At 44.5% G+C, this 21,592-nt stretch carries 19 protein-coding genes and 2 tRNA genes; 11 read left to right on the top strand and 10 right to left on the bottom strand.

Going from position 1 to position 21,592, the window contains the following annotated elements:
* Positions 1-8: 8 nt before the first annotated feature.
* Positions 9-935 (bottom strand): chemotaxis protein CheV, encoded by a 927-nt coding sequence (locus OO778_RS12630; protein ID WP_005382022.1) that lies wholly within the window; start codon positions 933-935, stop codon positions 9-11.
* A gap of 76 nt (positions 936-1,011) precedes the next feature.
* On the opposite strand from OO778_RS12630, the gene flgA reads away from it, so the two are divergent.
* The 3 genes from flgA (at position 1,012) to flgN (ending at position 2,642) form a co-directional block, all read left to right on the top strand.
* Positions 1,012-1,758, top strand: a complete 747-nt coding sequence (gene flgA / locus OO778_RS12635; protein ID WP_005393139.1) for a flagellar basal body P-ring formation chaperone FlgA — start codon at positions 1,012-1,014, stop codon at positions 1,756-1,758.
* A 116-nt stretch (positions 1,759-1,874) separates the two neighbouring features.
* On the top strand, positions 1,875-2,189 hold the full coding sequence (gene flgM / locus OO778_RS12640; protein WP_005382018.1) for a flagellar biosynthesis anti-sigma factor FlgM: 315 nt from the start codon (positions 1,875-1,877) through the stop codon (positions 2,187-2,189).
* A 27-nt stretch (positions 2,190-2,216) separates the two neighbouring features.
* Positions 2,217-2,642, top strand: coding sequence for a flagellar export chaperone FlgN (gene flgN, locus OO778_RS12645; RefSeq protein ID WP_005393142.1), 426 nt, complete (start codon positions 2,217-2,219; stop codon positions 2,640-2,642).
* A 112-nt stretch (positions 2,643-2,754) separates the two neighbouring features.
* Here the strand turns inward: flgN and flgP are convergent, their stop codons facing one another.
* Together flgP and OO778_RS12655 are read right to left on the bottom strand one after the other, a co-directional pair.
* Positions 2,755-3,186 (bottom strand): flagellar assembly lipoprotein FlgP, encoded by a 432-nt coding sequence (flgP, locus tag OO778_RS12650; protein WP_005393144.1) that lies wholly within the window; start codon positions 3,184-3,186, stop codon positions 2,755-2,757.
* A 9-nt stretch (positions 3,187-3,195) separates the two neighbouring features.
* Positions 3,196-3,834, bottom strand: a complete 639-nt coding sequence (locus OO778_RS12655; RefSeq protein WP_005382013.1) for a FlgO family outer membrane protein — start codon at positions 3,832-3,834, stop codon at positions 3,196-3,198.
* Between the two features lie 169 nt (positions 3,835-4,003).
* Here OO778_RS12655 and OO778_RS12660 point away from each other — a divergent pair, with 169 nt between their 5' ends.
* The 3 genes from OO778_RS12660 to OO778_RS12670 all read left to right on the top strand — a co-directional run bounded on the left by OO778_RS12660 (position 4,004) and on the right by OO778_RS12670 (position 6,175).
* The gene (locus OO778_RS12660; RefSeq protein ID WP_005393145.1) at positions 4,004-5,137 is read left to right on the top strand and encodes a flagellar assembly protein FlgT; all 1,134 of its coding nucleotides are present in this window, start codon (positions 4,004-4,006) and stop codon (positions 5,135-5,137) included.
* Between the two features lie 177 nt (positions 5,138-5,314).
* A tRNA-Arg gene (locus tag OO778_RS12665) sits at positions 5,315-5,391 on the top strand.
* Between the two features lie 277 nt (positions 5,392-5,668).
* Positions 5,669-6,175, top strand: a complete 507-nt coding sequence (locus OO778_RS12670; protein ID WP_031780328.1) for a hypothetical protein — start codon at positions 5,669-5,671, stop codon at positions 6,173-6,175.
* A 113-nt stretch (positions 6,176-6,288) separates the two neighbouring features.
* On the opposite strand, the gene OO778_RS12675 is transcribed toward OO778_RS12670, so the two are convergent.
* The 4 genes from OO778_RS12675 to chiP all read right to left on the bottom strand — a co-directional run bounded on the left by OO778_RS12675 (position 6,289) and on the right by chiP (position 11,322).
* A complete protein-coding gene (locus OO778_RS12675; RefSeq protein ID WP_264909934.1) occupies positions 6,289-7,236 on the bottom strand; it encodes an OmpA family protein in 948 nt (315 codons plus the stop codon).
* Positions 7,237-7,875: 639 nt separating this feature from the next.
* Positions 7,876-9,303, bottom strand: coding sequence for a glutamate--tRNA ligase (gene gltX / locus OO778_RS12680; protein WP_053807682.1), 1,428 nt, complete (start codon positions 9,301-9,303; stop codon positions 7,876-7,878).
* Positions 9,304-9,481: 178 nt separating this feature from the next.
* Positions 9,482-10,075: a DUF2057 domain-containing protein gene (locus OO778_RS12685; protein WP_048626113.1), complete on the bottom strand. Its 594-nt coding sequence runs from the start codon at positions 10,073-10,075 to the stop codon at positions 9,482-9,484.
* Positions 10,076-10,200: 125 nt separating this feature from the next.
* Positions 10,201-11,322, bottom strand: coding sequence for a chitoporin (gene chiP, locus OO778_RS12690; RefSeq protein WP_006743034.1), 1,122 nt, complete (start codon positions 11,320-11,322; stop codon positions 10,201-10,203).
* A 479-nt stretch (positions 11,323-11,801) separates the two neighbouring features.
* Between chiP and OO778_RS12695 the strand changes: the two genes are divergently transcribed.
* Entirely contained in the window at positions 11,802-14,531 is a 2,730-nt protein-coding gene (locus tag OO778_RS12695) for a heavy metal translocating P-type ATPase (RefSeq protein ID WP_264909935.1), read from the top strand.
* Positions 14,532-14,552: 21 nt separating this feature from the next.
* Positions 14,553-15,002, top strand: coding sequence for a DUF411 domain-containing protein (locus OO778_RS12700; RefSeq protein ID WP_012842060.1), 450 nt, complete (start codon positions 14,553-14,555; stop codon positions 15,000-15,002).
* 55 nt (positions 15,003-15,057) lie between these two features.
* On the opposite strand, the gene OO778_RS12705 is transcribed toward OO778_RS12700, so the two are convergent.
* A complete protein-coding gene (locus OO778_RS12705; protein WP_005382004.1) occupies positions 15,058-15,750 on the bottom strand; it encodes an oligogalacturonate-specific porin KdgM family protein in 693 nt (230 codons plus the stop codon).
* 438 nt (positions 15,751-16,188) lie between these two features.
* Positions 16,189-18,840, bottom strand: coding sequence for a beta-N-acetylhexosaminidase (locus tag OO778_RS12710; protein WP_264909936.1), 2,652 nt, complete (start codon positions 18,838-18,840; stop codon positions 16,189-16,191).
* Between the two features lie 494 nt (positions 18,841-19,334).
* Between OO778_RS12710 and OO778_RS12715 the strand changes: the two genes are divergently transcribed.
* Both OO778_RS12715 and OO778_RS12720 read left to right on the top strand, forming a co-directional pair.
* Positions 19,335-20,207, top strand: a complete 873-nt coding sequence (locus tag OO778_RS12715; RefSeq protein WP_264909937.1) for a TraB/GumN family protein — start codon at positions 19,335-19,337, stop codon at positions 20,205-20,207.
* Positions 20,208-20,342: 135 nt separating this feature from the next.
* Complete coding sequence (locus tag OO778_RS12720; protein WP_031780330.1) at positions 20,343-20,765, top strand: hypothetical protein; 423 nt, start codon at positions 20,343-20,345, stop codon at positions 20,763-20,765.
* 319 nt (positions 20,766-21,084) lie between these two features.
* On the opposite strand, the gene OO778_RS12725 is transcribed toward OO778_RS12720, so the two are convergent.
* Positions 21,085-21,161: transfer RNA gene (locus OO778_RS12725), tRNA-Pro, on the bottom strand.
* A gap of 260 nt (positions 21,162-21,421) precedes the next feature.
* On the opposite strand from OO778_RS12725, the gene OO778_RS12730 reads away from it, so the two are divergent.
* Positions 21,422-21,562 carry a DUF3149 domain-containing protein gene (locus OO778_RS12730; protein ID WP_005382236.1) on the top strand — a complete coding sequence of 47 codons (141 nt, stop codon included), beginning with the start codon at positions 21,422-21,424 and terminating at the stop codon, positions 21,560-21,562.
* Positions 21,563-21,592 lie beyond the last annotated feature (30 nt).

Here is a 21,592-nt window from a genome sequence, read left to right on the forward strand (position 1 = left end):
TGTCTCTTTTATTGTGTTAATGCAGATTTAACCGCGTTACCCAATTCATCTGGGTTAAATTTCGCAATGAAGGTATTGGCACCTACACGCTCAACCATAGCCTGGTTGAATACACCACTTAATGAAGAATGGAGGATAACATAAAGGTCTTTCAAATCGGCATGTCTGCGAATTTCAGCCGTTAAGGTATAGCCGTCCATTTCTGGCATTTCAATATCGGAAATAACCAACGAAATTTGATCGTAGATATTGCCTTCTTGAGCCATTTCAATCAACTTATTGTACGCTTCTTTGCCATCTTTGACAGATACGACCTCGAAACCGATTGATGTAATCGCACGCTCTACCTGTTTACGCGCGACAGTCGAGTCATCAGCAATCAATATACGGCGTACAATAGGCTTTTCTTGTTCTGCTTGCGCGATTTCTTCACCGATAGCGGAATCCATCGTTTCATCAACCGGCGCAATCTCCGCCAGGATTTTTTCAACGTCAAGGATTTCAACCAGCTCGTTGTCGATGTTTGTCACTGCGGTCAAGTAGTGCGCTTTACCCGCACCGTCTGGCGGCGGCAAAATCGCTTCCCAATGCATATTGATAATACGCTCAACCGATGATACCAAAAATGCTTGGATCGTACGGTTAAATTCTGCGATAACAACAAAACATTTATCCAGATCAGTGGTTGGGCGGCCACCAATTGCCAGGCTCAAATCAATAACGGACACGGTATGGCCGCGGATATGAGCGATACCTTTTACCAGCGGGTGTAGATTTGGCATTGAAGTCAGCTTAGGGCACTGCAGTACTTCTTTCACTTTGAATACGTTAATGCCGTAGCGCTGTCGGCCCATCAGTCGAAAGGTCAATAATTCCAATCGGTTCTGACCGACGAGTTGCGTACGCTGATTCACCGAGTCAAGAATCCCCGTCATATGCTCATCTCCATCTCAAACTTTTTGTTTTTAAATGATACTCTACCACTGGCAAGCACGATACCAGGGAGACAGTATGGCGTATTTCACTTTCACTTCGACACCATTGACTATGACAATATGTAGAGCGCTAATTACAAAGTACGCTAAGTCTATCGGCATTTTGCTCAGTATGTTTAGCTTTTTTGTTCATTCAGCTTCAGATAATCAGATCGAGCAAATAAAAACGGCAGCAGAACAACATATTCTTGCTACAGTTGATCAGCCTGATGGTGGCGAGCTATCTGTTAATGCGGCAGATATCGACTCGAGAATAAAAGCAACGGATTGCCCAGTGCCCCTAGATACGTCAGCTTCTTCCACCAGCAGTACTCGAAGCAACATCAATGTTCTAGTGGAATGCCCACCGGATGACTGGAAAGTCTATGTCCCTGTGAGAATCTCAGTATCGGTGCCAATGATCGTCGCAACACGAACGCTAGGGAGAGGAGAAATCGTCAGCGCATCGGATGTCACCACTTCTATGATCGAGCTGCAGCGCTTTCGCAAAGATGGCTTTTCTAACTACGATCAAGTGGTTGGCGCAAAGCTAAAACGCAACGTTCGCTTAGGTGATGTTGTTGAGCGTAATGATGTCTGTGTCGTTTGCCGGAATGAAAAGGTCACAATTAAAGCGGTGAATTCTGGCATGACAATCACCACACAAGGCACAGCATTGCAAGATGGTGCTGCTGGCGATCAAGTAAGAGTGAAAAATGATAAGTCACAGCGTATAATAGAAGGCATAGTGACTGGCATTGCGGAAATCACTGTTAATTTTTAATACCCACTGGTAGCGTGTTTAAACTGATCAATAAAAATGCAAAAAATGACTAAAGTTATTTTTGCACTGGTCGATAGTCTGGATACCAGTATTACGATACAAGGCAAAGGTTAAACATGGCAGGTATAGATAATATACGTTCAGGGCAAATGATGACGACGACAAGTCGTGCACCTGCGCGTAACGATTCCAATGCTACCAGCACGACTGAATCGAAAAAAGCACCCGCACAACAAGACGCTGTATCACTCAGCCAGCAAAGTAAAGCCGTCAGTAAACTCCAGAAGGATATGGCAGCTTCTCCGGCCTATGACAGCGCCAAAGTTGCAGCAATCAAAGAAGCTATCACAAACGGTTCATACAAAGTCGATCCTGAAAAATTGGCTGACAACATGATTAAGTTTGAAAACGAATTGCAAGGCAAAAGCTAACTGACTTAGGCCGAAGGTAAGTATTTTATGGCAGCATTAGTCGATCTCGTTAATTTCCAGCTAGAAAATGCTAAGGCACTTTCCGCTGTTTTACGCCAAGAAACACAAGCAATCACGGCGCGTGTCTCTACCGAGATTGAGAGCATTGCCAAACAGAAGATGACGCTCATTGATCAGCTCAGAACAACTGATCAGCGAATCGCCTCTCACCCGCACGTCAATCAACTTACTGAAGATGAGCACCTAAGTCAGGTTGTTGCTCAAATCCAATCGATCGTCCTCGACTGTCAACAAGTTAACCAAGTAAATGGCGAATCGCTTAGTCGCGCACAGCTGAGTTTCAATAAACTCAATAACATGCTTCAGCGAACTCATGGCAAAGTGGGCATGACCTACAATGCCGGTGGCAAAACCCATACTATTTCGACACTTGGCACCAATATAAAAGCCTAAACGTCACTCCTGCCCCACCATCTCTAGAATGTAGAGATAAAAAAGCGACTCATTGTTGCCAATCAGCCGCGGGAAAGATTATCTGGTCTTCTGAAGTAATGCGCTTAGTGCATTAGAACAAGGTTTGTTGACGCTTCTCAGGCACCTGCTGAACTTCTCCATAATCACGTAGCTTATCCATCTTACGGATATCCAGACGCAGCTCAGTCACATAACTGTCTTCAACAAGATAACTACGCACAACTTCAGCACCACGAATTACACCATCGACGGCACCAGTGGTGCTTTCAATACCCAAACGTTGGTCTTGCAGCTCTGCACGTCCACTAACACGCATACCATACACTTGTTCTGCCAGTTCACGATAAGCATCAATTTTTGATGCGCGCATTGCTCGTACACGCTTTTCTTCTACTGTGCGGCCTGTTTGCTCACTGACGCTGGCGTAGCCCACCGCCACTAAGATTTCATCTTGACGCATCTGTTGTAATGGCTGACACCCAACCAATATCAGTGTGGCAATAATAAATAATAACTTCTTCATGCTTCTATCCTATGGACGGAGAATCACAGTGTACGGCTGACGAATGGTAGGGTCAGAACGAATCAACACACCATCTTGTGTGCGGATGCTATTTAACGTATCTAAGTCGCGCCCAATACGGTCAGCCGGAAGGAAACCTTGCGCTGTCGCTACAACTACACGGCTTTGCATGCCAACCACGCGTGCATTGACAAGCACTCCGCCCTCTTGGCGCAGCATTGTTCCGGTCAGTACATACTGAATTTGCTGCTCTTGAGCTAAATCTTGCCAATCACGACTTAAAGCAAAATCGCCCTGCTGCGTCACTTGAATAGAGCCCGTAGTTTTGAAATCAACCACTTTAAACCCTCGGCGCTGAAACTGATGGATAAAACCTTCAGAGACCGAGTTACCTAACCAGTTTGTTGCATCCATATTTTGTAGATCAACAAACGAGGTAATCGCAATCGGTGTCCGCGCAGATACCGCCACATTAGAAACCATCAGGTCTTCGGTCATGCTTTCAATGAAAAAGTCCATCGTATGACGTGGACTATCCATAAGCATGAACTGGCTTCCCGAGTACGGTTCTTTACCATTGTAAATCGGTGAGTACGCGCACGATGTCAGAAGCGTCATCATCGATGCGGCGACAAGCCACTTTTTCATGGTTTGATTCTCCAGATAATCTTAGGTGATACCGTTCTTGATTAATTCCTTTCTAAGAAAGTGAATATTGGAACAGTCTTTGCTTTTCTTTGTTTGCCTAACGAAGAAAAATCCACCAAACTTCACTGAAATTGTTAAAGCAATATTTATACCCGAACGGTTGTAATCAATGAAAAAAATATTAAACAGTCTGTTTTTAATCACTTTAGTGATGCTTGTGCCTTTTAAAGTAATGGCATCTTGGTATGAAGTAACAGGCGTTGCCACTATCGTTTCTTCAGAAGAGACGGCAAGGCTCCATGCGTTGGAAGACGCGCTGTTCAAAGCCGTCAATTTTTCGGGCGCAGATATTGGCAGTATTAGCAATTTGATGCCGCTGTTAGAGGAAAGCCGTAACGAGTACCAGTTTACCAACCATGAAGTCCGTTACATTTTGGTCGAGTCTGAGCGTAAACGTCGAGGTAAAGTCGAGGTAAAAATTCGCGTCGATATTTATCCATCGGCAACGGGTTGCCACACCGATCAATACAAAAAGACGATCCTTGTCGGCAATATTGAGGTTGCCTCACCACAACAAGCGGTGATGGGACAGATTTACCAAGTGGGTGACGATTTTAGCCGCGTGGTGAATCGCCAGCTGGATCAAACCTCTCGCAGCTTTGTGTCTGTGGGTACAACGGACTATTCAATTAGCAGTAACTATCCCGCTCGTACTCAAATGATCGCGCAAGATAACGGCGCACAATACATCATTGGGGGAGTCATTACCGATCTCACTGCGACGGTCGAATCTCAACTACTGCAAGATGACATCATCAATCGTCAGTTTGCGTTAGAGATGAAAGTATTTGATGGTAAAACTGGTCATGAAGTCTTCAACAAAGCCTACCGTGAAGTGGCGCGTTGGCCATTTGCCAAAACGAGCCAAGTAGATACTCGCAGTGCGCGCTTTTGGGCGTCGACCTATGGCGAGATGATGCTACGCGTTAGTCGCAATATAATGCTGGATCTAGAGTCAGAGCTGTCTTGCAAAATTACGCTGCCAGAGGTCGTCGCAGTCTTCGGCAATACGGTAACGATGGATCTCGGCCGTATGCATGGCGTAAAAGAGGGAGACAAATTGCAACTTTGGCACACCGCATCATTTATCGACCAAAACGGATTACCAAGAAATAAAGTATCGCAAAGTGAAATTACATTGACGGTATCTCGTATATACGAACACGAAGCCGAGCTGACGATTGATCAGCCAAATTTAGCCTCTAGTGTTCAAATTGGCGACGTAATGAACAAGATCCTATAAAAGCAAACATTAAGTCTTGAGATATGCTCACTTTTGAATATCATAGGCAGCGCATCTTATTTGATTATACCAATGACCGTAGTAAGTCGTTCAAAGTGATACTGATAAAGACCTAAACAAAGTTGCTAGGTTTGCATTCAGTAAAACGGTTCAATGAACTGCAACTATTGGTATTACGCCCCCATGGCACAGCTGGATAGCGCAGTCCCCTCCTAAGGGACAGGTCGTAGGTTCGAATCCTACTGGGGGCGCCATATCATAGCCTTAGCTCCCACTTGAGCTAAGGCTTTTTTGTATCCACTATTTCGAGCTTCACAGAGCGTTTCCAAGTAACGTGTGAAACAATTTCCTCAGTAATCAATATGATTGCCTCGCTCCTTTACTCGACGAGATAAAACCTTTTACTGATCCGATCTCTTCCCCTTGAAATCATTTCAACAAGCCCTATTTACAGTTTTGTATTTTATTACTTTAATTATCTATGAGTTTTGCTTACCCTTTTAGCTATTAATAAAATCATTAGTTAGCACTATGTCTAAGAGCAATTTAATAACTAACACTGGACACCGCTTTATTTCTAAAGGCAAGACTGCCTTTAAGATTCATATCCATACCCCCGAGGACACGGTACTGCACCGCTCGGTTGGGTTTGTTCGTATTGGAGAAAAGAAAGGCTTACAAAAAGCCATTAAGCTGAGAAACGAATTAGGCCGGCAAATGTGGGGCAAATTTTGGCGACGTCTTTTGAAGGATCCTTACCTCATGACCAGACTTCCACACAGCGTTGAGCCAAAAATTGTTCACAAGCCTAACCCCACTCTTGAAAACCCAGATAACCGAGATACGTGTTACATCGCTAAGTGGCGAGAGTTCAATGATGACGGTGACTACAAATACAAAACGGTGGTTCGCTCTATTAGTAAATACGGCAAGCTTGCCGCCTACATGCAAACCAAAAAAGCGTTGTTAGAAGCACATAAAGACAACTTGGAAATCCTAACATTCATGGGGCGCTTAAACAGCATTGACCTCAAGTGATGTTTACCGTTTTTAGCTTTTCAGTCCGTTTCAAATAGAAATGAAAAAGCCCCAAAGAGCGAACTCTTTGGGGCTTTCAGCTTTAGTCTTCTACACTACGGTCGGATAGAAGCTTATTGCTGAACTTGGTATTCAAATTCTGGAACAACGATTTCTACGCGACGGTTTTGCTGACGACCTTCACGAGTGTCGTTTGAAGCGATTGGGTTGTTTTCACCTTCGCCACGCGCTTGAATACGTGATGAATCAATGCCTTTTTCAACGAGTGCGTTAGCTACAGATTCAGCGCGTTTCTCAGAAACTTTTAGGTTGTAAGCTGCTGGGCCAGAAGTATCTGTGTAACCTACAACTTCAACGTTCGCTTGTGGGTGCTCGTTTAGGAAAGCAACTAGGTTATCAAGTTTTGCAGCGCTCTCTGGTTTTAGAGTTGTGCTGTTTAGATCAAAGCTACCAGTGCCGATTGTTTGAGTTTCGAATGTTTTCGTTACAACTACTGGCTCTTCTACCACTTCTTCAACAACAACTGGCTCTTCTACGATTACTGGCTCATCGTTGCCACCGAATTTGAAAGAAACACCCAGTGTTGCTGTGTTACCTGTCGCACGAGTTACATCGTTGCTGATATCAGTCAGAGTTTGGTATTCCGCACGAGCAGTTACGTTTTGGCTTAGGTTGAACTCAAGGCCAGCTGCGCCTAGGTAAGAGTAATCATCTTTGCCATCAAACATTACGTAAGCGCCACCCACTTTACCGTAAAGTGCGATGTCTTCAGTGATTGGTAGGCTGAATTTAGGTGCAAGAGTGATTGCTTCTACATGGCCACCGAAAGAAGTTTGGTTAAAATCACCGATGTTGTCGAAACCTGCTTCTACTGCGAAGTATTTATTCATTTCGTAACCAACAAAAGCGCCAAGAGTAGAGTCGTCTTTGTCACAAGCCTGGCCCGCTACACACGCGTCTTCCATCCATGACTTACCCATCTTACCACCAACGTATACTTCTGCTTGTGCTGCTGAAGCCATAAGTAGAGACGCTGAAATTACCGCTGCTAATTTTTTCATTATTGATTCCTCTAAAGAAGTTCTTTTGTTAGATGCCGAAATGCGCCGTCTGACTGACGTTGTATTTCAATTCTTTTTATTCATTCCTTGAGTGAGATACTTAGTCAGCTTCTTTTTATGCACATGCATTTTTTTTATGGAAGCTACTTACGTACATTTCCTGTTCAGTGATACATATCGCCATCTCGGTATCACTGACGGGGTGAACTATAACGCTAAGAAATCGCGAGAAAAATCCCAATTCTGTCAATTTATTGTCATCAAAAATCTCAACAACATGTGATCTTAAGCAAAAAATCCCCACACAACCACAACGCAAACGTTTGCTTTACTTTCTGGAACACTACAACTTAAGCAAAGTTTTTTCTTAAAAATGAGACAACAAAAATGGAACTTTAAGGAAGGTGGATAAAAATCAATCAGATATTTGATATATAATCGCTCGTTTTTTATTCATGCCAACGATATTTGGATTAAAAAATCTTATCCATACCTAGGTGAATTACGGTCCTAAATCCCACATCCTTCACCGACATATGAGAAGGTTTCTGATTATCTAAGGTTCAGATACAAAAAAGCCGCGGGTGTTTACCGCGGCTTTATGACTATTTATTCAAAAGAACGTTTAGTTCAAAGCAATTATGCGTTTGCTTCACGCTCAGCAATGAACTCAAGCGCCATCTTAATACGAGCAACACAACGCTCTTTGCCAACCAGTTCCATTACTGCATCGACAGAAGGAGACTGACCGCCGCCTGTTACAGCAACACGTAATGGCATACCGATTTTGCCCATGCCGATTTCTAGCTCTTCACAGACTGCTGCGATAACGCCATCTTTGATGTTTGCTGTTGTCCACTCGGTCAGTGCTTCAGCTTTCGCTAGAGCAAGCTCTAGAGGCTCTTTAGCCACACCGCGTAAGTGTTTCTTCGCTGCGCCCGCTTCAAACTCAGAGAAATCTTCGTAGAAGTAACGGATTTGCTCAGCTAGCTCAACCAGCGTGTTGCAACGCTCACCCACTAGCTTGATCACGTCAGTGATAGCAGGACCATTCGTTACGTCTAGTTTTTGTTGATCTAGGTGCCATTGTAGGTGCTCTGCAACGTACGCAGGATCTGAATTTTTGATGTAATGGTTGTTCAACCATTGCAGTTTGTCCGTGTTGAAGGCAGACGCTGACTTAGATACTGCGTTTAGGCTGAATAGGTTGATCATCTCTTCTTGAGAGAAGATTTCTTGGTCGCCATGAGACCAACCTAGACGCACTAGGTAGTTGTTTAGTGCTGCAGGCAAGTAACCCATATCGCGGTATTGCATGACCGATACAGCGCCGTGACGTTTCGACAGTTTCGCACCGTCATCACCTAAGATCATTGCACAGTGCGCAAACGTTGGTACTGGTGCACCTAGTGCCTCGTAGATGTTGATTTGACGAGGCGTATTGTTGATGTGGTCTTCACCACGAACAACGTGAGTGATACCCATGTCCCAGTCATCCACTACTACACAGAAGTTGTAAGTAGGTGAACCGTCAGTACGACGAATGATTAGGTCATCCATTTGATCGTTGCGGATTTCGATGCGACCACGAATTTGGTCTTCGAATACTACGCTGCCCTCTTTTGGGTTACGGAAACGGATAACACATGGGTCGCCGTCTTTTGCCGCTTCGTTTGCCGCTTTGATTTTTGGATGGTTCGCATCGTAACGAGGCATTTCTTTGTTTGCTTCTTGCTCTGCACGGATTTCATCTAGCAGCTCTTTAGACGCGTAACATTTGTAAGCTTTGCCTTCTGCCAGCAGCTTATCAACCATTTCGTTGTAACGATCAAAACGTTGAGTTTGGTAGTAAGGACCTTCATCCCACTCCAAGCCTAGCCATTCCATGCCTTCAAGAATTGCATCAACCGCTTCCTGAGAGTTACGCTCAAGGTCTGTATCTTCGATACGTAGAACGAATTCACCACCTTGGTTTTTAGCGTATAGCCAAGAGTAAAGTGCAGTACGCGCACCACCAACGTGTAGATAGCCAGTTGGGCTAGGAGCAAAACGAGTTTTAACCGTCATTTGAGTTCCTTAGGGGTAATGAGCAACGAGAGATCTCTCGTTGTAATGTCAAGGATAAAAGTGGCGACATTTTACCACCGTAAGTCAATTCTACAATCGGTTTGACACCAGAAATACAAACAGGGCAGCACCAATAAAGGTACTGCCCTCCTATTTACTGTTAAAGTGCAGAACGAAATTACTTCAGGTTACGCATCGCCCATTGCATAAATTCTTGCTGCTCTTCACGGCTTAACTCATTAAACGATGCTTTGATTGTTTTGGTTTCCGCCGGAGAAGACGCAATGCTTGCCTTGGTCGATTCTTTGTTCATTGCATTGTTATAGTCAGCCACTTCTCGCTCGTAATCACGAAAACCTTGCAAGCCACCTTTACGAAGTTGAACCATAGAGAATTCCACTTCTTTTCCGTGTTTGTCTTTCAATACCACTTTGGGATCAAGTTCGAAAGCTTTCGCTTCTTCGATGGTACGGAACGCTTTGTAAGTCAGCGATAGTTCGGCGTCTTTTTCTGCTTCAAACTCTAATACCAGTGGCTGCGAATCGAACTTACGGCGCTTGCCATCTTCAAAGACAATTTGTCCAACCGTCACCGCCAACTGATTTTCCCCGTCCTTCAGCTCGATGCTGTTATTTTTGGAAATCCACTCAGGGTACACGAACTCACCGTTGAGAACGCGAGGAACCAGTTCAGCTTGCAGAGTCAATTGAGCAGCAAAAGCAGGCGCAGAAAGCATTGCGCAAAGTCCGAGAAGTGTCGTTGTTTTTTTCATCGTGGTTTCTCACTTTATACCAATTTAGATAAGCCTCTGAAACTTACAGGCCCGTCATTCCAAAGGCTTATTTGAATCAGTATCAAGACAAAAAGGGCGTTTCCGCCCTTTTAGCTGCTTCTTTATTAGAAGTAGTATTCAACACCCACAGAGAACTCATCGTAGTCCGCAGATTTCCAACGCGCTTCTGTTGGTTTATCCAGTTGATATGCACCGTCGCCAAAGTCTAGAGTACGAGCACGTACGTAAAGCACTGCCGATGGGTCTACGAAGTACATAACTTGTGCAGATAGTACATCGTCTGCTGTATCGTTAATTGTCTTACCATCACGCTCTAGATCGAAGTTCGCTGCGTAAGCCAGTTTGTATTGCCAATCACCTGTGGTGTACATGATAGCGGCAGACATTGCGTCTTGCTTCTCACTCACGCCGTTGCTTGCGTCAGCTTCCATGTATTTGTATTGCGCGAAGAAAGAAATACCGTTATCAAACCAACCTTGAGCACCCACCAAGTATGTGTTGTTTTCCCACGTTTGGCCTTCCATCTTAATGTTACGGTTACCCTCGTATGCGGCATCTAACTGAATTGGACCAATTTTGTAGTGCGCTGCGATACCACCCCAGTAGTCATCACCTTCACCCAGACCCGCTTTGTCACCTGCACCAGCCGCAATATCTAGAGAGAATTTATCCGCATACATTGGCGAGTCCCAACGAATGGTGTTTGATTGACGGTCTTGATACTTAGCACCACCAATTGCACCACCCCAGTCGTAAACGTCACCGAGACCTGGGTTAGATGCAGGCCAGTCAACTAATTCGTACATCGGTGTTAATACACGACCTAAACGAACTTGACCCCAAGATGCACTTTCAAAACCGACGAATGTGTCACGTTCACCAAGACCTGCACCCTCGCCGCCAAAGCTAGGGTCAACGTAACCACCTTCGATTTGCCAAATAAAAGTAGGGCCGAAGTTAGCAAATTGTTTTTTACCACGGAAACCGATGCGAGATTCGTTGTTTAGCTGCATGCCACCTAGATCATCGTCCGTTGCTTTGTTGCCAGAATCGTAATCGCGGTACGCGGCCTGCATCGCGATGATCCCGTAAACTTCATAAGAGAATGAATCTTTGGTTAGGAACTCTTTTGCTGCGTCACTGTTTGCACCATCAGCAAATGCAGCACCACTGAACATCATGCCTGTGATTGCCGTAGCAAGTAGGCTTTTCTTTAGGTAAGACATTTTTAACCCCTATATTTTTTAGTTTTTTCCATTTTCAAATTCGCTAACTAGGACATGGCAGGAACTTGAAACAATGTTTGGACGGGGCAAATATGACAAACTTTTTTCGCACTAAAAAACTTTCCCTACAGCAATCTGAGCGACTTCAAAATGAGAAGATCAAAAACAATATAAATACTTAATAATCAAATAATTAAGTTCAAATATAAAAAGTTAAAAACGTTAAAAGCACTTCTTGACACTGAACTGACATTGAGAGCATCTTAAAAGCGTGAGCGACTTCATTCATCTTTTAGGTGTTTTAACGGAACTTTATATTCAGAGAGAAAAAACCTTGAGATCACTCGCAAGTAAAATGGCAGTGAACTTTTGTGATTCAAGCGATTTTGACGAAATTGTTGAGAACAAAAAATGGGTATTGACCTTACCCTTGCAGGAAGGTTTAAGCTCAATGTATCACTATTATTGAGGTGCAGATTATGTATCAGTTTGTCATACCTTTATCAGGGCTCAACTGCATGGGCTGTGCGAGAAAAGTTGAGAAGGCTTTACATGCGAATCACGATGTAGAGATCCTCACTTTGTCCCCAACGCAAGCCGAGGTCAAAACCGAGTCCTCTCTCAAAGAGCTTGTCTCATCAATTGAATCTCTTGGTTACCAAGCAGGAAATCAGTACGAGTTAAACCTTTCAGGCTTAAGCTGCGGCGGCTGCGTGAAAAAACTCTCGTCTTTATTAGACTCTCATCAAGACGTTATTTCTTTCGAGGCTTCAACAACGCACTTAGAGATTCGTACCCTACTCTCCGAGCAACAAGTCATTGAGCTAGTTGCTAGCTTGGGCTATACGGCCAACAATAACGCTGTTACTGATAACTCAGTTGCTGAAGAGCAAAAGGCAATCACTCCCGATCAACGCCAAAGCCAGACACATCAAAGCGAAAAAGGCGACCAAGCAACGCCTGACGAGCAACCAGCAGGCACGGCTCAACTACAGATGTTGATTCAAGGTATGACCTGTGCAAGCTGTGTCGCATCAGTAGAAAAAGCCCTTACTAATGTACAAGGGGTTGAAAAAGCTCAGGTAAACCTCGCAGAACAAAGCGCACTGGTGTTTGTGACTGAAGACTCAGATTCGTTACATCAATCTATTTTGCAATCTGTCAAACAAGCGGGTTACCAAGGCGAGGTTTTACAAGACGCCACGACACAGCAAGAAAAGCAAGCGCAGCAACAACGTCAACAGCAAAAACGCTTTAAGTTGGATGCAATTGCCGGCCTTGTTGTGGGTGCCCCTTTGATGATTTGGGGTGTTGCTGGTGGCAACATGATGATTCGCAACACCAATGACCAATTGGTTTGGGGCGCGATCGGTATTGTGTGTTTGCTGCTGCTTGCCACTGCCGGAAAACAGTTCTTTAGTAACGCTTGGTTAGCGGCCACTCACAAGCGCGCCACGATGGATACCTTAGTTGCGCTCGGTACTGGCGCAGCGTGGTTCTATTCTATGCTTGTGGTGATTTTCCCAGATTGGTTCCCAATGGCATCTCGTCATGTTTACTTCGAAGCCAGCGCGATGATCATTGGTTTGATTTCACTTGGTCACTATATAGAAGCCAAAGCGAAAGCAAACACAACGCGCTCGCTTCAGGCTTTGGTGAACTTACAGCCTCAACAAGCGACCGTCATCACTGAGCAAGGTGATAAACAAATCGCGGTAGAAGAAATCACTTTAGGAATGAAGTTACGTATCAAGCCGGGAGAGAAAGTGCCCGTCGACGGTACGGTAATCAATGGTGAATCGTATATCGATGAGTCCATGCTAACAGGTGAGCCCGTTCCTGTATTAAAAGCACAAGAGGCACATGTATCCGCAGGGACATTGAATACCGACGGCTCTCTCACTATAGAGGCTACCGGAATCGGCGCAAATACGATGCTCGCACGTATTATTCGTATGGTGCGCAGCGCTCAGAGCAGCAAGCCCGCCATCGCTAAATTGGCAGACCAGATTTCATCGGTGTTTGTCCCTGTCGTTGTAGGCATAGCAATACTGGCCGCGCTTGTTTGGTTTGCCGTTGGCCCAGAGCCAAAAGCGAGCTATATGCTGGTGGTCACCACAACCGTACTTATCATCGCCTGCCCTTGTGCTCTAGGCTTAGCAACCCCACTTTCTGTTACGGTGGGAGTGGGTAAAGCCGCAGAACTCGGCATTTTGATCAAAGATGCTGATGCCCTACAGCTAGCGAGTAAAATAGATACGGTTGTGTTCGATAAAACAGGCACGCTTACCCAAGGTAAACCAAGTGTGCAGCAAGTGTTTACTCACACCACCAGCCAAGAAGAGCTGTTGGGGTTAGCGTACGCCGCCGAGCGTCAGTCAGAGCACCCACTAGCAAAAGCGGTATGCGACTTTGCTAATCAGCACGACACGCAAGAAGTGACTCTCGATAAATTTGAAAACGTTCGTGGGCGCGGCATTTTGGCAACATATCAAGGTAAACCGCTGCTTATTGGCTCGCTTCAATTTATGCAAGCGGAAAACGTTGCAACAGAGGCTCTTCAGGATGAAATTGACGAATGTGCTCAGAACGCATGGACTCCGGTTGCCGTTGCGCTCGATGGTGAGTTAGTCGGCCTGATCGCCATTGCTGACCCAATCAAATCGGATGCAAAACAAGCGCTCTCTGCATTAAAATCGCAAGGCATCAAAACGGTAATGCTGACGGGTGACAACCAACACGTAGCCAACGCTATCGGTCAAGAACTAGGTATTGATGAAGTAATCGCTCAAGTAATGCCAGATGAGAAAGCTCAGCACATTGAGCAACTTCAATCCCAAGGCCATGTTGTGGCAATGGTGGGGGATGGCATTAACGACGCCCCTGCTCTCGCGTTAGCCAACCTTGGTATTGCAATGGGTAGCGGCAGTGATGTCGCCATTGAAAGTTCGCAAATGACCATCCTTAACACGTCACCAATGGCGGTGGTACATGCGATTGAACTGTCGCGCGCTACACTTAAAAACATGAAGCAAAACCTATTTGGAGCCTTCGTTTATAACTCACTGGGGATCCCTGTTGCCGCAGGCGTACTTTATCCTGCATTTGGATTTTTGCTCAGCCCAGTTGTCGCAGGTGCGGCAATGGCGCTGTCATCTATTACTGTCGTTAGTAATGCAAATCGACTACGACTTTTTTCAGTAAAATAACCACTTATATTTGAGGCTATTATGAAGTTGAAATTATTGACCTTTGCAATGCTTGCGACCGCATCCGCCAACGTATTGGCAGCTGATGTCATTAACCACAAATCGCCATACTGCGGCTGCTGTGGTGAATGGACAAAACACATGGAAGAGAACGGATTTACGGTCGAAGAGAAATTGCACGATGACATGAACGCCATAAAACGCGATCTAGGCATCAAGAACGAACAGCTTTACTCTTGCCACACAGCAGAAATCAACGGCTATGTGTTCGAAGGCCACATTCCAGCCGAAGACATTAAAGCATTCTTAGAAAATCCACCACGTAACGCAAAAGGGCTCTCGGTACCGGGCATGCCAATGGGCTCCCCTGGTATGGAGTATGGCGATAAAAAAGACAGCTACACTGTTTACGCCTTTAACGAAAAAGGCCAAGTGTTCGAATATAGCCACCACGAAGGCAACGATAAATAACAAGAAAGCCCAGCAAATCAATTGCTGGGCTTTTTCTTAATGGACAGATATAAGATTAGAAGCCGTAAGAAGCACCAAATACAAACGCATTGTTAACTAGGCTATCACCACTTGCGTTTTCTGCACCGTGTGCTTGGCTACGGAACTCAAAGTAAGGCTGAACACCTTTACGTGTCCACGTTGCGCGAAGTTCGTGGTCCATCGTTTCCGCTTCAATCATGTAGACGTTGTTGTAGCTTAGCGTCACATCTTCATTCATCACGTAACCAATACGGTTATCCATGCGGTAATCTGTATCCGCATCTGCGTCTGTCGCATCAATATGCGCACGAGTACGGTTACTTAGCGAGATACCGTTATCGAAGTTGTAACCGATCTTAACCAATGGACGGTACTGTACGTTCTCGCCAGCAGAGAACAAGTGTTGGTAACCCGCTGCAACCCATAAATGATCGGTAATGTTAAATGACTGCTCACCACCCACAGTGATTGCTGGTGTTGTGTTACCCGCGCCACCGTTTTCTGTTTCCAGTTTACCCAACTGAATACCATCAAATTCGGTGTAAACCGTAAAGCCGCCGAATTGGTTATCAAAAGTATGACCAGCTTCCAGTGTAGACGTAACGTCCGAACCATGGATTCGACCATCATCGTGGAATTGAACATTACCTGTTACGTAAGAAGAACCAGCAAAAGCGCTAGAAGCGAAAGCGAGAGAAAGAGCACTCAGTGCAAAAATGTTTTTCATAATTACTGCCTTTATTTATTCACGTTATGCGACGGTTTTAAAGGGCTTCTCTTCCCTTTTATCGCAAACTTTGGAATGTGCCTCCTTGGCGATCGCAATATTGTTCCAATTAATTCGCGATGGAAAATAAAACATTTTAAAAAGTGATCTTGTTCAAGCCGACGCTCAACAACCCTGATAAAAGTATGGCAAATACAGGCACTTACCGTATTTTTCTATAATGATTCAAAAAATAGAAGTGTGATCATAAACAGGTAATTTATTGACATTTAGCAAATTAAGTCGATCCAGTTCACAATAACCCTGACCATTACAAGCTAAAACTTATTTATCAATGAAAAATAATCAGACATTGGTCACACTTAATTTCCCATAAAAATAAAGAAACCCTCAACATGACATTGAGGGTTTGCTTAAATTTAGCTGAGAAGATTAAGGTTATTTCACGCTAGTTACGCGGCTTGCTCTTTCCCCTGTCGCCGATACAGAGCGGATAAACACTTCTCCTTTCACACTTGGACGAGCATTGTCTGCGTAAGTCAGCCAGTTTTGACCGTCTAATGAGTATTGCAGTTCAACGCCAGGGAACTGAACGTTCATAGCTAGCTTGCCGTTTTCTACTTTCGCACCAGGAATTGGAAGGCGGTAGTCGATACCAGATTTTTCTAGCTTAGCCAGTTCACGTTGGCCAAGCACGTTCGCAAAGCGGTTGTAGTCTTGGTTTAGCGATGCTTTATCAACTAGGTTAGAGTTTTGCGAGTACTCAACACCGACTTTGTAGTCGTTCTCCCAAACTGCGCGGTGCCATGCACGCTCAGCGGCTGCGAGTACGCGAGGGAATACCATGTACTCGTATTGCTCATCGTTACGTACTGTCTCAGACCAAAGCTGTGCTGATAGACCGTAGAAAGGTTTCGCTTCGATTTCACCTTTACCAGTAAAGCCGTTGCCATCGCGGTCTACAGAGGTTTCTGCGTTCTGAGGCATGTTCTCTGGTGCAAAGCCAAACATCTTACGCGTATCGGTTGCACGTGTTGCCCAGTAGTAACCACGCTCTTTCGGATCAACTTCGTATGGCATGTCCATGTACACATAGTCAGGGTTAGAAACGATCACGTCGTAACCTTTCTCAGACCACTCGTACACTGATGATGTACCACCCCAGTAAAGAACGTCCCAGAAGTTAACACGCGTATTTTCTGTTGCGAATGCTTTCTCACCTTCGCTGTATTTCAAACCATCTTGCCATGCTTGGAAGTTTGGAATGCCTTTCTCAGCAACTAATTTTGATACTTCTTGTGCAAAATGACTCGGTAGGTGAGCAAAATCGCTCACTGTGCCTTCTGCGATTAACGCCTGACACTGTGGAGATTGCGCAAATGGCTTGTCTTGTTTCGACAGATCAATCGTGCCCTTCCAGCTAACTTTGTCTTGCGAGTTAACGTCTTGGAAACCAGCGCCAAGCTTGATGTTCTTCGCTTCATCGCCACCAAAGTGCCATGTCGTTAGCGGTGCCCCAGCTTCAGCGTGCATTGCTGCCACTTCTGAAATTACTTTATCTACGAAGCGAGTGGAAGATTCCATACACGGGTTGATAAAGCTTTGCTTATCGTAGAACTGAACCGTAGTGACATTAGAAGCATCTTGAGGATCCATCAGACGGTATTCGTTCGCTTGTGCTTCTTTACCTTCTTCCATCAGGCGGTCGTAACGTGCTTCCATTGATACTACCGCTGCACGCGCGTGTGCTGGCATATCGATTTCGGGAATGACTTCAATGTTACGCGCTTTCGCGTATTTCAAGATTTCCACGTAGTCTGTTTTACTGAAGTAGCCAGAGCCAAAGTTGTCTGTCGTTGGACCGGAACCAAGTTGAGGCAGTACGCAGCTTTTCTCTTGTGTATCGAAACAACGATTAGCGCCAACCTCTGTCAACTCAGGTAGGCCTGGGATTTCTAAACGCCAGCCTTCATCATCGGTTAGGTGAAGGTGAAGTTTGTTCATCTTGTACGCTGCCATTTGGTCTAGCGTTGCAAGAATGGCGTCTTTAGAGTGGAAGTTACGAGCCACATCCACCATCACACCACGATAATCAAAACGAGGCGCGTCTTTAATAGACAGTTGTGGTAGAGAATCAGCATTTTGGCTATCTACCAGGCCAAAGATAGATTGTACTGCGTAGAAAGCACCTGCTTGGTCAAACGCTTTAATCGCAATACCATCGCCTTTGATGCTCATCTCGTAAGCACCAGATTTTGCCAATTCACCGGTGAAGTCTGCAGGAACAACAGTGATGCTTACAGGAAGATCACCACGAACGTCCACACCTACCACTTCTGCACGATCTTGAATTGCTGCGAATTGAGTCGCATCGAATGCGTCTTTAGGCAGCGCAATACCCGCCGCGATATCTACTGTACCTTTGCCTGCTTCAACAGACATTGGCGTTGGTAGTAACGTGGTTGATACATCTTGTTTTGCTAGGTCTTCGTTCTTCTCGAAGCGAGACACAGCGTTTGCAAATACGTTGTTGTCATCTGGCGTACGTTTTAGGTTGTTACCCTCAAGGCCAGTCACGAAAGACGCAACGTCTTCTGTATTAAGAGAAGCGATAATCTTAGGTTCTGCGTTTGGTGCTGCAACGAAAGCGCCCGGCATAAAGTCGGTTTCAAATAACTGCCAATATTCGCCAATTAGTGGAAGTACCACTTCTTCGCCCGCCGCAAAGCCATCAAACTTATCTGTTGGTTCCAGTTTGTGTAGGTCACCCGTTACACGAGAAATTTTGAACTGATCATTATCTACATCCAAAATCAGACGAATGCTGTGGAAGTAGATAGCCCAATCTTTAGAGTTAACCGCTTCACCTTGGTTAACTAGCGTCATGTTCACCTTGTTACAAGAAGCCCACTCAGCTCCTAAATCCTGACAAGCAAGACCTTCGTTTGCACCGTGGTTAGTCAACACTTGGTATTGAATATCAAGGTTATTAGCCAGTGAATTTACAGCTTGTTGCTCAGAGCTTTGCAGAGCAGAGCAACCTGCTAATGTGGTGATAACAGAAACAGCAATCAGACTAGGTTTAAACATCTTACTTCCCCAAAAAAGTCAGTGGTTCAAAACGACAATGATAAAAATCGCGGCTCCTCAAATGCGAGGGGCCTAACAGTTGCATTCAACATACAACCAGTTATTTCTAAGCGTAAAATAAATAGAAATAGGAAGTGATCTAGTTCAAAAAATGATACTCAGCAAAAACCATAAAAACTTAACTTTCATGAAGTTACAAGCCACGTCAAAATCGAACAACTTGTTTTGACGAGTTTGCTGCGATCTAGGTCACTAATATTCATGAGTTACGACTGATTTTGTAAGATTTGGATCACGCCTAATTATTTTGTGAACCATTAGTAAGCGAATGACCTATTTATCTTTCGTGAAGTGACTCTCATTTATTCATCGTCAAAACTCGTCAATATTTTTAGAAATGACGATTTTGTCGAATATCCCCACTAGAGAAATTGCACTTAACCTCAAGCATTTTTGCGTATAAAGTTTAAAGGTACTTACCTGAGGACCATTCTATGTTTCGTCTCTTGACACTCATATCATCCCTACTTGTTGCCTTTGCTCCCTTTTCCTCTTATGCAGAACCGCAACATTGGTTAGCAAAAAAAGGGGAAACCGAGCTGATGATCATTGGCTCTGTGCATGTGGGCGATAAAACGATGTACCCACTCCCTAAAACTATTACTCAACACTTAAGCCAAAGCGCTGGGTTGATTATCGAAGCAGATGTCAGAAACTCTGAAGGCTTGGTTTACCCACAAGCAACCATCCTCTCTAAAGATGTTTTAGATAAGGCTCAACGTCGCCACTTAGTCGAGATAGCACAAAATTTAGGGTTGCCAGAAACTCAACTTTTAAATTCTCCACCATGGTCGGCTGCATTAACCATCCAACTCGCTTTAGTCAACAAACTGGGGTATGTCTCTGATAAAGGGGTCGACATGCACTTAATAGGACTCGCTGATAAAAAACAAATCCCGGTCATTCCACTGGAGTCCGTGCAATTCCAAATTGATTTAATCGCAGGTCAATCAGAAGGTGGTAAAGAGATGCTCCTCTCGTCAATTGAAGAATATGACGGTGGGGAAGAATTGGTTCAGTGTTTGATAGAAAGTTGGAAGAGCGGTGATGGTAGTATGTTGGTCGAGGCATCATTAACCGATCAAGCAACAGAAGATTTTAATCAGGCTTTCTTATATGAGCGCAATCGAGATTGGGCGAAAAAACTTGATACTGGCAGTGTCCTACCTCAACGTTCGGGTCGCTATACCGTTGTTGTCGGCAGTTTGCATCTAGTTGGTAAAGATAATCTGATTGAGCTGCTTAAAAAAAGGGGCTTTGACATAAAACCACTCGGTAAAACCCGCCAAGCTAGGTGCCATATTTAGAAATTTATTTGAAGGCAGCCAGCCTCATCAATGATGAAATGATGAATAGCAAGGCATCACGCTAACACGATCACTGACAATGGTTTACTCCTCTGCTAAAACGACTCTAACCTATGTGGATACATAATAACTCATATGAAATTTAAAGCTTTATTCCTATGCGTGAGCAGTATGATGCTCACTTCATCGCTTGCTTATGCTAAACCGTCATGTAACGTAGAAAATTTTCAAGCTATTGATATAACCCCGGAAGCAAAAGGCGGGGTATTAGATAAAGAGAGTGGCCAGTTTCTTATTACCGAAAAACCAATGATGCGTTGTGCGAACATCACTTTTTCCACTAACCATACCCGAAATCGCGTCGCACATATGATGACTCAAGGCTTTGAAGCTGTTTACTTTGATGGAAGCTCGAGCAAATCTCACTCTGTCACGTTTGATGAAGACGAACTAAAAGCAGGTTACATCAAAGTTGGTCCAAACCATCCAAAGACCGCTTATGTTTGCTTCACAACTTCTGAAACTCCTATCAGCACTATCTCGTGTGACATCAAGTAATATATTTACTCGCTCTAAAAAATGAAAAGGCCCTACATCTCTGTAGAGCCTTCCTCTCAATACGTGTCGGTGAAGTGCCATATTCTAACGTCAGGTGAACCCATTTGGCTCGATACTATTGAAGTCTAAAATTACTAGCGCTAAAAACGACGAAAGCCTGCTCATTGAGCAGGCTTTCTAAAAGTGGTCGGTGAAGTAGGGATTCGATTGGACTGGCATTCCATCGGACTGGCGCACCAGACCCCGACCCTCTGGCTCCAAATAAATATCACCAAATACGAAAAAGGCTCTACATTTCTGTAGAGCCTTTTTCTCAATATGGTCGGTGAAGAGGGATTCGAACCCCCGACCCTCTGGTCCCAAACCAGATGCGCTACCAAACTGCGCTATTCACCGAGATGTTTAACTGAGGACTTGTCCCCGTCAACGAATGCGTATATTACGGATTCTGAACTGTGACGCAAGTGCTTTTTACAAAAAAACCTTAGGTCTTAATTCGTTTGATGAATAACTGAACACTAGCACGTAAAATGTGACTGATAACTCACAACAAAATACAGTTTATTAACCTTAGCAACATAATTGATCCAGATCAGTGTGCAACAAGGCACTGCCATTTAGTTTTATGCCTGTCGGGAACATCTTGGAGGAAACGTATGGACTTTTGGCTTGATCTCCTATTTGGTAATGCAGTGGGTCTATCGTCAATGATAGTAATCTTTGGGGCAATTGGTCTGATGTTATTTTACGGCGGTTTCTTCATATACAAGATCATGAACGACAAATCTCCTCACTAGATCTCGCTTAGCTCTAGAAACGCTTTGCAC

Source organism: Vibrio sp. STUT-A16, from assembly GCF_026000495.1.
Lineage (GTDB): Bacteria > Pseudomonadota > Gammaproteobacteria > Enterobacterales > Vibrionaceae > Vibrio > Vibrio diabolicus.

What these genes read in the sequence shown, in the direction of transcription:
- OO778_RS12630 (WP_005382022.1), bottom strand. Translation starts at nt 935, where the DNA reads ATGACGGGGATTCTTGACTCGGTGAATCAGCGTACGCAACTCGTCGGT.
- flgA (WP_005393139.1), top strand. Translation starts at nt 1,012, where the DNA reads ATGGCGTATTTCACTTTCACTTCGACACCATTGACTATGACAATATGT.
- flgM (WP_005382018.1), top strand. Translation starts at nt 1,875, where the DNA reads ATGGCAGGTATAGATAATATACGTTCAGGGCAAATGATGACGACGACA.
- flgN (WP_005393142.1), top strand. Translation starts at nt 2,217, where the DNA reads ATGGCAGCATTAGTCGATCTCGTTAATTTCCAGCTAGAAAATGCTAAG.
- flgP (WP_005393144.1), bottom strand. Translation starts at nt 3,186, where the DNA reads ATGAAGAAGTTATTATTTATTATTGCCACACTGATATTGGTTGGGTGT.
- OO778_RS12655 (WP_005382013.1), bottom strand. Translation starts at nt 3,834, where the DNA reads ATGAAAAAGTGGCTTGTCGCCGCATCGATGATGACGCTTCTGACATCG.
- OO778_RS12660 (WP_005393145.1), top strand. Translation starts at nt 4,004, where the DNA reads ATGAAAAAAATATTAAACAGTCTGTTTTTAATCACTTTAGTGATGCTT.
- OO778_RS12670 (WP_031780328.1), top strand. Translation starts at nt 5,669, where the DNA reads ATGTCTAAGAGCAATTTAATAACTAACACTGGACACCGCTTTATTTCT.
- OO778_RS12675 (WP_264909934.1), bottom strand. Translation starts at nt 7,236, where the DNA reads ATGAAAAAATTAGCAGCGGTAATTTCAGCGTCTCTACTTATGGCTTCA.
- gltX (WP_053807682.1), bottom strand. Translation starts at nt 9,303, where the DNA reads ATGACGGTTAAAACTCGTTTTGCTCCTAGCCCAACTGGCTATCTACAC.
- OO778_RS12685 (WP_048626113.1), bottom strand. Translation starts at nt 10,075, where the DNA reads ATGAAAAAAACAACGACACTTCTCGGACTTTGCGCAATGCTTTCTGCG.
- chiP (WP_006743034.1), bottom strand. Translation starts at nt 11,322, where the DNA reads ATGTCTTACCTAAAGAAAAGCCTACTTGCTACGGCAATCACAGGCATG.
- OO778_RS12695 (WP_264909935.1), top strand. Translation starts at nt 11,802, where the DNA reads ATGTATCAGTTTGTCATACCTTTATCAGGGCTCAACTGCATGGGCTGT.
- OO778_RS12700 (WP_012842060.1), top strand. Translation starts at nt 14,553, where the DNA reads ATGAAGTTGAAATTATTGACCTTTGCAATGCTTGCGACCGCATCCGCC.
- OO778_RS12705 (WP_005382004.1), bottom strand. Translation starts at nt 15,750, where the DNA reads ATGAAAAACATTTTTGCACTGAGTGCTCTTTCTCTCGCTTTCGCTTCT.
- OO778_RS12710 (WP_264909936.1), bottom strand. Translation starts at nt 18,840, where the DNA reads ATGTTTAAACCTAGTCTGATTGCTGTTTCTGTTATCACCACATTAGCA.
- OO778_RS12715 (WP_264909937.1), top strand. Translation starts at nt 19,335, where the DNA reads ATGTTTCGTCTCTTGACACTCATATCATCCCTACTTGTTGCCTTTGCT.
- OO778_RS12720 (WP_031780330.1), top strand. Translation starts at nt 20,343, where the DNA reads ATGAAATTTAAAGCTTTATTCCTATGCGTGAGCAGTATGATGCTCACT.
- OO778_RS12730 (WP_005382236.1), top strand. Translation starts at nt 21,422, where the DNA reads ATGGACTTTTGGCTTGATCTCCTATTTGGTAATGCAGTGGGTCTATCG.